The 12,801-nt window shown below is 34.3% G+C and carries 11 protein-coding genes; 4 read left to right on the top strand and 7 right to left on the bottom strand.

The genetic code is table 11. From position 1 onward, the window contains the following. Positions 1–71 precede the first annotated feature (71 nt). A complete protein-coding gene (thiL, locus tag RC62_RS07495) occupies positions 72–1,118 on the bottom strand; it encodes a thiamine-phosphate kinase (protein ID WP_055094116.1) in 1,047 nt (348 codons plus the stop codon). Positions 1,119–1,305: 187 nt separating this feature from the next. Here thiL and RC62_RS07490 point away from each other — a divergent pair, with 187 nt between their 5' ends. Both RC62_RS07490 and RC62_RS07485 read left to right on the top strand, forming a co-directional pair. After that, positions 1,306–2,238, top strand: a complete 933-nt coding sequence (locus tag RC62_RS07490) for a 1-phosphofructokinase family hexose kinase (protein WP_055094114.1) — start codon at positions 1,306–1,308, stop codon at positions 2,236–2,238. A 303-nt stretch (positions 2,239–2,541) separates the two neighbouring features. Continuing rightward, positions 2,542–3,021 carry a DinB family protein gene (locus RC62_RS07485; protein WP_055094112.1) on the top strand — a complete coding sequence of 160 codons (480 nt, stop codon included), beginning with the start codon at positions 2,542–2,544 and terminating at the stop codon, positions 3,019–3,021. 65 nt (positions 3,022–3,086) lie between these two features. Here RC62_RS07485 and RC62_RS07480 read toward each other — a convergent pair whose 3' ends face one another. From RC62_RS07480 to RC62_RS07455, 6 genes are all read right to left on the bottom strand, one after another. Further along, positions 3,087–4,046: a helix-turn-helix transcriptional regulator gene (locus RC62_RS07480; protein ID WP_055094111.1), complete on the bottom strand. Its 960-nt coding sequence runs from the start codon at positions 4,044–4,046 to the stop codon at positions 3,087–3,089. Between the two features lie 122 nt (positions 4,047–4,168). Then, complete coding sequence (locus RC62_RS07475) at positions 4,169–4,789, bottom strand: outer membrane beta-barrel protein (RefSeq protein ID WP_055094534.1); 621 nt, start codon at positions 4,787–4,789, stop codon at positions 4,169–4,171. 277 nt (positions 4,790–5,066) lie between these two features. Next, entirely contained in the window at positions 5,067–5,681 is a 615-nt protein-coding gene (locus RC62_RS07470) for an outer membrane beta-barrel protein (RefSeq protein WP_055094109.1), read from the bottom strand. Between the two features lie 292 nt (positions 5,682–5,973). Beyond that, positions 5,974–7,770: a translation elongation factor 4 gene (lepA, locus tag RC62_RS07465; RefSeq protein WP_055094106.1), complete on the bottom strand. Its 1,797-nt coding sequence runs from the start codon at positions 7,768–7,770 to the stop codon at positions 5,974–5,976. Positions 7,771–8,102: 332 nt separating this feature from the next. Beyond that, positions 8,103–8,837 (bottom strand): NUDIX hydrolase, encoded by a 735-nt coding sequence (locus RC62_RS07460; RefSeq protein ID WP_055094103.1) that lies wholly within the window; start codon positions 8,835–8,837, stop codon positions 8,103–8,105. Beyond that, the gene (locus RC62_RS07455; RefSeq protein WP_055094101.1) at positions 8,837–9,553 is read right to left on the bottom strand and encodes an NUDIX hydrolase; all 717 of its coding nucleotides are present in this window, start codon (positions 9,551–9,553) and stop codon (positions 8,837–8,839) included. The genes RC62_RS07460 and RC62_RS07455 overlap by 1 nt, the downstream gene beginning before the upstream one ends. Before the next feature lie 390 nt (positions 9,554–9,943). On the opposite strand from RC62_RS07455, the gene RC62_RS07450 reads away from it, so the two are divergent. After that, positions 9,944–11,437: a xylulokinase gene (locus RC62_RS07450; RefSeq protein ID WP_055094099.1), complete on the top strand. Its 1,494-nt coding sequence runs from the start codon at positions 9,944–9,946 to the stop codon at positions 11,435–11,437. 2 nt (positions 11,438–11,439) lie between these two features. Beyond that, positions 11,440–12,759: a xylose isomerase gene (xylA, locus tag RC62_RS07445; RefSeq protein ID WP_055094097.1), complete on the top strand. Its 1,320-nt coding sequence runs from the start codon at positions 11,440–11,442 to the stop codon at positions 12,757–12,759. Positions 12,760–12,801: the final 42 nt, after the last annotated feature.

Genomic DNA, 12,801 nt, shown 5'->3' with positions numbered 1-12,801 from the left:
AAAAAAATCCTAACAGCTTTTAAAGTCTGTTAGGATTTTTTATATGCTAATATTGAATACTGAGACTGAATTTACTCACTCAAAGCATCCCAGCCACGAGCTTTTAATGCAATCTGTGTATTAGCACGCGTAACTAAATGTATTCCTTCACTTTCGTCTGCCATATGACCAATGATAGAGAAATTTGGGTTTCCTTTTATCTTATCAAAATCATTAATATCAATTGTAAAAAGTAACTCATAATCTTCACCACCATTAATAGCAACTGTTGTACTGTCGATATTAAATTCTTCGCAAGTCGAAATAAACTGTGGATCTAACGGAAGTTTGTCTTCATATAAATTACAACCCACTTTAGATTGTTTGCATAAATGGATAATTTCAGACGATAATCCGTCAGAAATATCGATCATCGATGTTGGTTTAATTTCAAGAGCATGCAATAACGTACGGACATCTTTTCTGGCTTCAGGTTTTAACTGGCGTTCAATTAAATAACTGTACATATCAAGATCAGGCTGACTGTTTGGGTTTACCTGAAAAACCTGTTTTTCGCGTTCTAAAACCTGTAGTCCCATATAAGCAGCACCAATATCACCTGTTACAACAAGTAAATCTGTTTGTTTGGCACCATTTCTATAAACAATCTCCTCTTCATCGGCTTCGCCAAGTGCTGTGATGCTAATAATCAATCCTTTTTGTGATGAGGTAGTATCTCCGCCTATTACATCAACTTTATATTCTTTTGCAGCGTGTGTAATTCCTTCAAATAATTCTTCTAAGGCTTCTAATGGAAAACGATTAGAAACAGCCACAGAAACCGTTATTTGAGTTGGTCTGGCATTCATGGCACAAATATCAGACAGGTTAACAACAACTGCCTTGTATCCTAAATGTTTTAAGGGCATATAAGCCAGGTCAAAATGCACGCCTTCAATCAATAAATCAGTAGAAACAACTACTTTTTTATCTTTAAAATCAAGCACTGCTGCATCATCTCCAATACTTTTTAAAGTGGATTCCTGAGTAACATCAAAATTTTTGGTTAAATGTTCAATTAAGCCAAATTCACCTAATTGTGCTATACTGGTACGTTGCGGATTTTTATCTTCGATCATTTCTTTTTAAGTTCCAAAGTTTCTAAGCCGCAAAGGTACAAATTTTAATTGCGTAATAGGATAGAGGTGCAAATGTAGATATGATTTGTATAGGCGCACAGCAGTGCGTCTAAATGTTTCATGAATTTTATTCTTTTGCAAACAATATTTTTTTTCGGATCTTTAAAAGAATTAAAAAGACATAAAAATGAAAACATTCGATATAGTTACCTTAACCGTAAATCCTTCGGTAGATAAAAGCACCCATTTTTCAGGACTAATCGCAGAGCAGAAAATTAGATGTAAGGAACCGCAATTTGATGCCGGTGGTGGCGGAATAAATGTATCTAAAGCTATTGCACGCTTACGCGGAAACTCACTTGCGGTTTTTACATCAGGCGGACCGATTGGTGAAATGCTGAAAGATTTAGTAAAAAATGAATCAGTAGATTTTAAAGCAATTGAAACCAAAACGGCCACCAGAGAAAATTTTATTGCTGTTGACGATAACACAAATTCGCAATATCGATTTGGGTTTTCCGGAGATGTTTTATCTGATTCAGAAGTGAAAGAAGTCCTGGAAACAATTTCTAAATTAAAACCAAAATTCCTGGTTGCAAGCGGAAGCTTAAACGAAGGTTTATCGACAGATTTTTATCAAAAAGTAGCTGAAATTGCCCAGGCATCAAATTCAAAACTAATAGTTGATACTTCCGGAGAAGCTTTAACAAAAGTGCTGGAAACCGGAGCGTATCTCATAAAGCCAAATGTGGGTGAACTAGCAAAATTAGTAGGGGCAGAACGTCTTGAAATGGAAGAAGTGAACGAAGCAGCCAAAAAAATCATTGCAAAAGGCGGAGCCGAAATCGTTGTGGTTTCCCTTGGGCCTCAAGGTGCCGTTTTAGTTACTAAAGACGATTATGAATATGTTCCTGCGCCCAATGTTGCCAAAAAAAGTACTGTTGGAGCCGGAGATAGTATGGTAGGCGGAATAGTTTGGGCGTTGTCTCAAAACAAAAGCCTGAAAGAAGTTATTCGTTGGGGAGTTGCCTGTGGGTCAGCTGCAACAATGAATGAAGGAACACAATTGTTTAAATACGAAGATGCAAACCGTTTGTTTGAATGGTTGAAGAATAAATAATAATCTAAATAAACAAAGATATATTCACAATCTATATCGTAGAGACGCACAGCAGTGCGTCTCCCACAACTATTACACTAGAAATAATATCTTGTAACGTTTAGGTTCCCAACTCTTTTGTTGTATCTCTTTTGTGTTATTTATTTTGTGTATAAAATGGGGTTACTGGGCGTGAGATGCACTGCTGTGCGTCTCTACGTTTGTCAACAGGAAATAAAAAAACTTTTTTATTTCCTGTTGACAAACTGTTGTCACCGACCCTCAATAATTTTGGAGTATTAAAAATATTTAAACTTTAAAATTATGAAAACATTAGCTGCCCAAGTAATTACTCGAGAAGATTTGTTAAAACACTGGCAAGGTCATCGCGCCCTTACACGCCGTGTAATTGAATTGTTTCCTGAAAAGGATTTTTTCGAATTTTCGATAGGAGGAATGAGGCCTTTTTCTAAATTGGCCGATGAACTTTTAGCCATCGCCGTTCCGGGGCTTAAAGGAATTGTAAATAAGGAAGTGAAACCATTTACAGAAGAATCAGATAAACTGATTTTTAAAGCACAATATCTTGAAAAATGGGATGAAGCAACTGCTGAACTTAATCAATATTGGGAAAAATTATCGATTGAAGATTTCAACGAAAACTTTAATCTTTTTGGTCAATACGAATTTCCGGTAATTCAGAATATCCTGTATTTTATTGATAATGAAGTACACCACCGCGGACAAGGTTATGTTTACATGAGAGCACTGGGAATTGAACCTCCTTTTTTCTGGGAAAGATAAAATCTTTGAAGAGTGCTAAATAAAAAAACTCCTAATGATGAATTAATTCAGCTTTAGGAGTTTTTTTATAATAACCTTTTTCGGTTGAGGTCCAGCAATTCGAGTGTTCTTATTTTTAATCTCTCCGGTTCCAGAATTGTAGCGTAATCTCCAAACATAAGGAACCAGCGCGGAAAACCGCTTTCTATATCGCGACACATAAAAGTCATTTCTATTTGTCCGTCTACTTCTTTTTCAGAAACATAACCGTGATATTTTCTTTCGAATTCTAAATATCGGGCAATTTTTTTATCAATTAAAATTCGGACTTTAGTCGTGGGAATTGTTTCGTTTTTATTGAGATACGTTTCTAAAGAATCATGTTCTATTGTAAAATTACATTCCGTTTTTTGAATACCCTGAATTCTATCTGTTCTAAATTGTCTGTAATCTTGTCGCAAATGACAATATCCCAGAAAATACCAATTATTATGATCGTGAAAAACGCCTACAGGTTCAATACTTCTTGTAGTAGGTTCTTCTGCTTCCAGAGTTTTATAGGATAAGATAATCTGTTTTTTTTCTGCAATACTTTCAAAAAGTAATGCCAGTGTATTGGGTGATTTATCATGAAAAAGAGGATCAGCTGTTTGCATTACAACTCTTGATTCAATATTTGAAAGCCAATCCTTATCTGAACTTTTTAAAACCGATTTCAATTTGTACATCGCAGATGCATAATGTGATCCAAGCGACGGATCAGTAAATTTTTGCATCAATTTTTCGGCAGCAATAAAACTGCTTACTTCTTCGCGTGTAAACATTACGGGAGGCAAACGATAACCATCCATCAAAGCATAACCAACTCCTGCTTCGCTGTAAATAGGAACTCCCGAAGCTTCAAGAGTTCTTATGTCTCTGTAAATAGTTCTTAAACTAACTTCAAAGCGATTTGCTAATTCCTGTGCTTTTACAATTTTTTTAGATTGTAATTGAATAAGAATTGCAACAATGCGGTCGAATCGTTTTGGAGTTTCATCAAGCATCTTTTTTCTTTTGAGGTTTTTTGAAAAGTTAAAGGTTCAAAGATACAAAGGTTCAGAGTTTGAAGAAATAAAAAAGCTGTCCCAAATTGAGACAGCTTTTCAATACCTGATTTTATATAAATCTAGAATCTATATAAAAGACCAAATTGTGGCTGATCAAAAATATTTTCAAATAAATTAATATTTAAATTAAAAGTATCTGATGATGCACCATTTTCTGGAGAGACACTATTATATGCTAGCACATTAGCCAATGTAAAAGTTACCGCGATATTTTTAGTAACAAAATAGTTTAAGCCAACAGTAATATCTGCTGTTATACTATTATCAGTGTCGTCTTCGATTCCTTGAATTTTAGTCTTGTTTTGCCCAAACCCTAAACCGGCTTCAGCAAAAGCTTTGAAACGTTTTTTGTCTAATTCTAAAAAGTAGTATCTGGCAAAGGCACCAATCCCGAAAATATTAGTTTTTATTTCTGGAACAGCTTCTTCTTTCTCACTGGAGTAATTTAGTTTTGCTCCAACGGCAAATTTATCATTTAACAAATAACCGAATTTTGGACTAAATCCGTAATAATCTGTTTCTCCGCCTGTACTAATTTTGATGGAACCTTCAAGAAACATATCTCCATTTTGAAAAGTAGCGCCTTTTGCAGAGTTCATTTCAGAGTCTACTTCTTCTTGCTGCGCATTCGCAAATGAAAAAGTCAGCATTGATAAAATAATAAAAAATTTAGTTTTCATAATAATTGCTTTTAAATGTTGTAGGATTAAAATTATGTTTTTCATTTTAAAACTTTAAAAAATACAATCAATAGGATTAAAAATGAAGTTATTGAGTTAATAATCCTACTTTTTTATAAGTATTTACCTGTTTATTTTGCACAATAAATTAATATTTCATTATGATAAAAGTCATATAAATGGAGGGAAAACAAGGTTTTTTCAAATAACAAACCCGACAACTTTCGTCATCGGGTTTGTTTATAGATTACTTTTTATAATTTGTTCTAAATAATTTTTAGAACTTATATAAAAGACCGAACTGAGGCTGATCAAAAATGTTTTCAAATAGATTAATGTTTAAATTAAAAGTATCTGATGAGGAACCATTCTCCGGAGAAACACTATTGTATGCTAGAACATTAGCTAATGTAAAAGTTACCGCAATGTTTTTGGTAACAAAATAGTTCAGACCAACAGTAATATCTGCTGTAACACTATTACTGGTATCGCTGTTTGGGGGAGTTTCGATTTTATTACTTCCGTAACCTAATCCAGCCTCAGCAAAAGCTTTGAAACGTTTTTTGTCTAATTCTAAAAAATAGTAACGTGCAAAAGCGCCCACTCCAAATACATTTGTTTTTACATTCGTAGCCTCTACTTTTTCACTCGAATAATTTAGTTTTCCTCCAATGGCAATTTTTTCATTTAATAAATATCCAAATTTTGGACTGAAACCGTAATAATCCTTCTCGCCTCCCGTACTAATTTTGACAGAACCTTCAATAAACATATCTCCTTTTTTAAACTGAATACCTTTTGCTGAATTTAATTCCTGATCAACTTGTGCTTGCTGTGCATTTGTAAAAGAGAAAGCAAAGAATGCTAAAATTGCTGTAATTTTTGTTTTCATAATAATTGTTTTTATAAGAATTTACTTCGGTAAAAATATGTAAAAACTTATAACATTACTTATTATTGTAAGATTTTTATTGTATTGTTGCGTATTTGTGATTTGTGGCTGTTTTAACTTTGTCAGTCTTTTTAAAACACATTTAGTTATTATGTTTTTTTGCCAAAATGGTAAGAATTTATATTTATTGTTAAATTGATAAAAACAAAAAACCCGATAACTTTCGTCATGGGTTATATCTATATTCTATTCTCTTGATTCTTTATTCTGAAATTCTTTCTTCTAAAAAAATCTAGTCATTCAATTTCAAAACAGCCATAAAAGCTTCTTGCGGAATTTCAACATTTCCAACTTGTCTCATACGTTTTTTACCTTTTTTCTGTTTTTCAAGAAGTTTACGTTTACGTGAAATATCTCCACCATAACATTTTGCGGTAACATCTTTACGAAGCGCTTTAATCGTTTCACGAGCAATAATTTTAGCCCCAATTGCAGCCTGAATCGGAATATCAAATTGTTGTCTTGGAATCAATTCACGTAATTTCTCGGTCATTTTTTTACCAATGTTGTACGCGTTGTCTTCGTGAATCAATGCAGAAAGTGCATCAACAGTTTGAGCATTCAAAAGAACGTCAAGTTTTACCAATTTTGAAGTTCTCATTCCTATCGGAGAGTAATCAAAAGAAGCATAACCTTTAGAAACCGTTTTAAGACGATCATAAAAATCGAATACAATTTCGGCCAAAGGCATATCAAAATTCAATTCAACACGTTCTGTTGTCAAGTATGTTTGGTTCGTGATTTGACCACGTTTTTCGATACATAAACTCATTACGTTTCCAACAAAATCAGATTTGGTAATGATAGTTGCTTTAATAAAAGGTTCCTCAACTCTGTCTAAACGAGAAGGTTCAGGCAAGTCAGAAGGATTGTTTACCACAAATGCAGTTTCAGGGTCTTTTTTGGTATAAGCCAGGTACGAAACGTTAGGAACTGTAGTAATTACCGTCATATCGAATTCACGCTCTAAACGTTCCTGGATAATTTCCATGTGAAGCATTCCTAAGAATCCGCAACGGAAACCAAATCCTAAAGCCGCTGAACTTTCAGGAGTAAAAACTAACGAAGCATCATTAAGTTGCAATTTCTCCATAGAAGAACGCAAATCTTCATAATCTTCTGTATCAACAGGATAAATTCCGGCAAATACCATTGGTTTTACATCCTCAAAACCAGTAATCATATTTGTAGTAGGTGTTTTAGCATCTGTCAGTGTATCACCAACTTTTACTTCTTTGGCTTCTTTAATTCCTGAAATTAAATAACCAACATCACCTGCAGAAATAACATTTTTAGGAACCTGATTCAGTTTTAGAGTTCCAATCTCGTCAGCAAAATATTCATTTCCGGTGGCCATGAATTTAATTTTTTGCCCTTTTTTGATTTCACCATTAACAACTCTAAAGATTACTTCAATTCCACGAAACGGATTGTAAACCGAGTCAAAAATCAAAGCTTGTAATGGTTCCTCTTTATTTCCTTTAGGAGCAGGAATTTTTTCGATAATGGCCGCTAAAATATTTTCAACACCAAAACCTGTTTTCCCTGAAGCATGAATAATATCTTCAAGTTTACATCCTAATAAATCGATGATATCGTCACTAACTTCTTCAGGATTAGCACTTGGTAAATCTACTTTATTCAAAACCGGAATAATTTCCAGATCATTCTCTAAAGCCAGATATAAATTAGAAATTGTTTGTGCCTGAATACTTTGTGCAGCATCAACAATCAAAAGTGCACCTTCGCAGGCAGCAATAGATCTTGAAACTTCGTATGAAAAGTCAACGTGACCAGGAGTATCAATCAAGTTTAAAATATATTCTTCTCCTTTATAAGTATATTCCATTTGAATGGCGTGACTCTTAATGGTGATTCCACGTTCGCGCTCCAGATCCATGTTGTCAAGCAATTGTGCTTTTTCTTCACGAGCTGTAACGGTTTGTGTAGCGCCCAATAAACGGTCTGCCAATGTACTTTTACCGTGGTCAATGTGTGCAATAATGCAAAAGTTACGTATCTTCTTCATTTTAATATATCAATTCTCTAAACGAGTTTTATGTAATTTCAGGGTATAAATTTGCACTGCAGCAATTGCTATAGAGCAGGTTATTAAGGCGCAAAGATAGCGCAAAGTTTTGGATTCTGGAATGTAGTTGTTCGATTTTGAATTTTACGTATAGAAACGGGCTAGTGAAGGCGTAATGTATTTATAATCAATAGTACAGTTAATATCAAAAACTCAAGGAATGTTTTTATTAAAAAGAAGATTAATGTTCGTGATTATAAAAAAAAGAATAAAAACAAACCATGCAGCTATCTCAAATCTCACAAGCTTTTTAATTGATAGTCAAGCTTTTTTTAAAACTCGAAATTAAACCCTCTTTCGGTTAACTTGTTGTAGATCTCGGGATCAAACTTGTATAATTTGGCCGCTCTGTGCGATACGTCTTGTTGCTTTTCGTCCAGCGCAACCAGTAATTTCATGTGCAGTATTTTTCTTCTGAAATTAGATTTATCCAATTCAATTCCTAATATCTCTTCATAAAGATGCATTAATTGCAATAACGTAAATTTTTCAGGCAAGAGATTAAACCCAATTGGTGCTTTGCGAACCCTATTACGCAATTGCTGCAAACTATATTCCAGAATTTCGTTATGGTCAAAAATTAAATCAGGAACATCTTTGATCTTGTGCCATTTAGCTTCAATTACTGAAACGCTTGCCTTAATATTATAATCTTCCCTATTGAGTAAAGTATAGTAGCCAACGGTAATAACTCTTTCACTTTTTACACGATCCGGATCTGTAAATGCTTTTAATTGTTCGAGGAATATATTGTCAAGACCGGTAAGTTCATATAATATTCGAAGAGCTGCATTATCAAGACTTTCTTCTAAATATAAATTTCCTCCCAAAAGTCCCCATTTTCCAATACTTGCTCCTTCAGCATGTTGTACTAAAAGCACCTCAAGGTTTTTTTTATCAAAAGAAAATATGGCACAGTCGAGCGATATACCATCTATAACTGATTTTGAACCTCTGGTTATTATAGTAGTAGTTTGCGGAATATTTTGAGAAGAGGAAAAATGCATTAAAATTCGAAGTTAAATCCTTTTTCGGTCAATTTTTTGTAAATGTCCGGATCAAATTTATACAATTTTGCAGCCCGATGAGAAACGTCCTGTTGTTTTTCATCTAAAGCCACTAATAATTTCATGTGCAGAATTTTTCTTCTGAAATTAGATTTATCCATTTCGATTCCTAAAATTTCTTCGTATAAATGCATCAATTGCAATAAAGTAAATTTTTCAGGCAATAAATTAAATCCTAACGGAGCCTGACGAACCCTGTTTCTAAGATGTTTTAAACTATAAGATAAGATTTCGTTATGGTCATAAATTAAATCCGGAATACTATTGATCTTATACCATTTTGCATCAGAAGCTGTAAAACCGGCTTTAATGTTGTAATCTTCTCTTTTTACCAAAGCATAATAACCAATGGTTATAACACGTCGAAGCGGGAAACGATCCGGATCTCCAAATGCTTTCAATTGCTCCAGATAAATATTGTCAAGACCCGTAAGTTCATTCAATAATCGATGTGCAGCATTATCCGTACTTTCCTTTTTATAAATCCAACCTCCCGGAAGTCCCCATTTTCCTTTACTGATTCCTTCTCCGTGTTGTACTAAAAGCACTTCAAGACTTCCTTTATCAAAACCAAATATAACACAGTCAATCGTGATCGCGTTCATTGCGGTTTGCTCGCTTTTTAAAGCTGAATCGTCAGATACATTTTTAACCATATACTATTAAAATTTTGACAAATTAAATAAATTAAATGAATAGTAGCCTTTATAAAAGCTTTATATTTTTTTTAACGGAACAATTTTCTGACAATCAATCATTTGGAATTCTGCTAAAAATGCCATTCTAAAATATTAATTCTTAATTCGCTGATTGTCAAATTGCTAATTCGTTATTTTTTTGATATTTTTTTATTCCATTTAGAACCATATTTTATTGTATTCATAAAAATGAAGTTCCTATTATCAGAATTGAAAAAAAATAACCCTAATATTTTGTTAATATAGAAAAAATGTTTTACACTTGTAGTCAAATTAACCATAAGATAAGTTCGTTTTGACTATAAGTTTAAAAAGGACAAATCTATAACTAACTTAAAATACCACCAAATGTTTTTTTTAGGAATTGATTTAGGAAGCTCTTCGATAAAATTATCAGTTTTCGATCCTGAAAAAGGAGCGACCATTGGAGCGGTTAGCGTTCCTGATTTTGAAATGCCAATTGTAGCCCTAAAATTTGGCTGGGCAGAACAAGATCCTGAATCTTGGTGGCAATTTGTAAAAGACGGAATCCAACAATTAGGTGCAAAATCTAATATCGACTTAAAAAAGATTGCCGGAATTGGGATTGCCTATCAAATGCACGGTTTGGTTTTAACCGATGAAAATTTAAATCCTGTTCGTTCTTCTATTATTTGGTGTGACAGCCGCGCCGCAATTATTGGAGACGAAATCTATACTAAAATGGGAGCTGAAAATTCTCAGCGACAAATTTTAGGAAGTCCGGGAAATTTTACCGCTTCAAAACTAAAATGGGTAAAAGAAAATCAGCCTGAAGTTTTCGCGAAAGCAAAATATATGATGCTTCCGGGTGATTTTATTGCTGCGAGATTATCAAAAGTGGCCCAAATTAGTACTTCAGGATTGTCTGAAGCTGCTTTGTGGAATTTCTCTGAAGGAAAACTGGCAACCGAAATCCTTTCTCAAATGGGATTATCAGCAGATATTGTTCCTGAAATTGTTTCAAATTTTGGAATTCAGGCAACAATTCATCCTCAAATAGCGCAAGAATTAGGATTAAATCCTGATGCTAAAATTACTTACAGAGCAGGAGATCAACCCAATAATGCTTTGTCACTAAATGTTTTGAAACCAGGAGAAATTGCTACAACCGCCGGAACCTCAGCAGTGGTATACGCTGTTAGCGATCAGGATGCTTACGACAAACAAAACAGAATCAATACTTTTTTACACGTTAATAATACGGAAGTCGAAAAACGAAATGGCGTAATGCTGTGCATTAATGGTTCAGGAATTTTATACCAATGGCTGCGTAAAATCATGTCAGTTGACAGATCCGAGTTAATTGCCTACGAAAAACTAAATGCCGAGGCTGCAAAAGTAGATGCCGGAAGCAACGGGCTTCGTTTTTATCCTTTTGGGAATGGTGTAGAAAGAATCTTCAATAATAAAAATGCAACATCAGGAATCCAGAATTTAAATTTCAATATTCATCAGCCATCACATTTGGTGCGCGCTGCCTGCGAAGGAATCGTCTTTGCCATGAATTATGGTTTTGATGTTATGAAATCTGTAGGAGTTTCCGGAACTGTAGTGAGAGCAGGAAATTCAAACCTGTTTTTAAGTCCTGTTTTCAGGGAAATCTTTACCAATACAACACAAACAACTTTAGAGTTATACAATACTTCCGGTGCCGAAGGTGCCGCAAGAGGAGCTGCTTACGGATTGGGTTTTTACAACTCGCTGGATGAAGCTTTTCAGGGATTGCAATGTTTAGACAGAATTGAGCCCAACAAAATCCTGACCACACAATATCAGGATTTATATCAGGAATGGAAAAATCAAATTAAAATAGAACAATAATAATGAGCACAACCAACCAATATTTTAAAAATATCGATACTATCAAGTTCGAAGGCAGAGAGAGCGATAACCCGTTAGCATTTAAATGGTATGATGAAAATCGTGTCGTTGCAGGGAAAACTTTAAAAGAACATTTGCGTTTTTCGATGGCTTACTGGCATACGCTATGTAATACCGGAGGAGACCCGTTTGGTGCTTCGACTGAAACATTTTCGTGGGATAAAAATGAAAATGCAATTTTAAGAGCTAAAGACAAAATGGATGCGGCTTTTGAATTCATGACCAAGTTAGGTTTGCCATATTACTGTTTTCATGATGTTGATGTGGTTGATGATGCCCCAACATTAGCAGAATTTGAAACCCGTATTCAGACCATGGTTGAATATGCAAAACAAAAACAACAGGAATCAGGTATTAAATTGTTATGGGGAACTTCAAACTTGTTCAGTAATCCACGTTACATGAATGGTGCAGCAACCAATCCTAATTTTGATGTTTTGGCTTATGCCGGTGCTCAGGCAAAAATTGCAATTGATGCAACTATTGCTTTAGGAGGTGAAAATTATGTTTTCTGGGGAGGACGAGAAGGATATATGAGTTTGTTGAACACAGACATGAAAAGAGAATTAGACCATTTAGGAAGATTCTTAAATACTTGTAAAGATTATGCCCGTAAAGAAGGTTTTAAAGGAAACTTCCTGATCGAGCCAAAACCAATGGAACCTACCAAACATCAATATGATTTTGATGCGGCGACTTCATTAGGATTTATCAATAAATACGGACTTCAAAATGATTTTAAATTAAATCTTGAAGTAAACCACGCAACGCTTGCAGGACACTCTTTTGAGCATGAATTGCAAGTAGCTGTTGATGCCGGAATGTTAGGAAGCATTGATGCAAACAGAGGAGATTACCAAAATGGCTGGGATACGGATCAGTTTCCAATTAATCTTCAGGAAGTAACTCAGGCTATGTTAGTAATTCTTGAAGGAGGAGGAATTCAGGGTGGAGGAGTAAACTTTGATGCAAAAGTGAGAAGAAATTCAATCGATTTAGAAGATAAATTCATTGCACACATTTCAGGAATGGATGTTTTTGCAAGAGGATTAATCTGCGCAGATCACATACTACAAAATACAGATTACAGAAAATTACGCACACAGCGTTACAGTTCATTTGACGGTGGAAACGGAGCGAAGTTCGAAAATGGAGAATTAACCCTTGAAGATCTAAGCAAAATTGCACGTGCAAGTGGAGAACCTCAACCATTAAGTGGAAGACAGGAATTATTCGAGCAAATCATTTCGAATGCATACTAAATTAAATTATAAGGTAACTAACTATAAATTTAACCAATTCTT

This window comes from Flavobacterium aquidurense (assembly GCF_001404985.1).
Classification (GTDB): domain Bacteria; phylum Bacteroidota; class Bacteroidia; order Flavobacteriales; family Flavobacteriaceae; genus Flavobacterium; species Flavobacterium aquidurense_B.
Note: the sequence above shows the minus strand (reverse complement) of the source record. Positions and strands in the feature narration are given on the sequence as shown.

Excerpts from the sequence above, each read along its gene's own strand:
- thiL (WP_055094116.1), bottom strand. The coding sequence starts at position 1,118 with ATGATCGAAGATAAAAATCCGCAACGTACCAGTATAGCACAATTAGGT.
- RC62_RS07490 (WP_055094114.1), top strand. The coding sequence starts at position 1,306 with ATGAAAACATTCGATATAGTTACCTTAACCGTAAATCCTTCGGTAGAT.
- RC62_RS07485 (WP_055094112.1), top strand. The coding sequence starts at position 2,542 with ATGAAAACATTAGCTGCCCAAGTAATTACTCGAGAAGATTTGTTAAAA.
- RC62_RS07480 (WP_055094111.1), bottom strand. The coding sequence starts at position 4,046 with ATGCTTGATGAAACTCCAAAACGATTCGACCGCATTGTTGCAATTCTT.
- RC62_RS07475 (WP_055094534.1), bottom strand. The coding sequence starts at position 4,789 with ATGAAAACTAAATTTTTTATTATTTTATCAATGCTGACTTTTTCATTT.
- RC62_RS07470 (WP_055094109.1), bottom strand. The coding sequence starts at position 5,681 with ATGAAAACAAAAATTACAGCAATTTTAGCATTCTTTGCTTTCTCTTTT.
- lepA (WP_055094106.1), bottom strand. The coding sequence starts at position 7,770 with ATGAAGAAGATACGTAACTTTTGCATTATTGCACACATTGACCACGGT.
- RC62_RS07460 (WP_055094103.1), bottom strand. The coding sequence starts at position 8,837 with ATGCATTTTTCCTCTTCTCAAAATATTCCGCAAACTACTACTATAATA.
- RC62_RS07455 (WP_055094101.1), bottom strand. The coding sequence starts at position 9,553 with ATGGTTAAAAATGTATCTGACGATTCAGCTTTAAAAAGCGAGCAAACC.
- RC62_RS07450 (WP_055094099.1), top strand. The coding sequence starts at position 9,944 with ATGTTTTTTTTAGGAATTGATTTAGGAAGCTCTTCGATAAAATTATCA.
- xylA (WP_055094097.1), top strand. The coding sequence starts at position 11,440 with ATGAGCACAACCAACCAATATTTTAAAAATATCGATACTATCAAGTTC.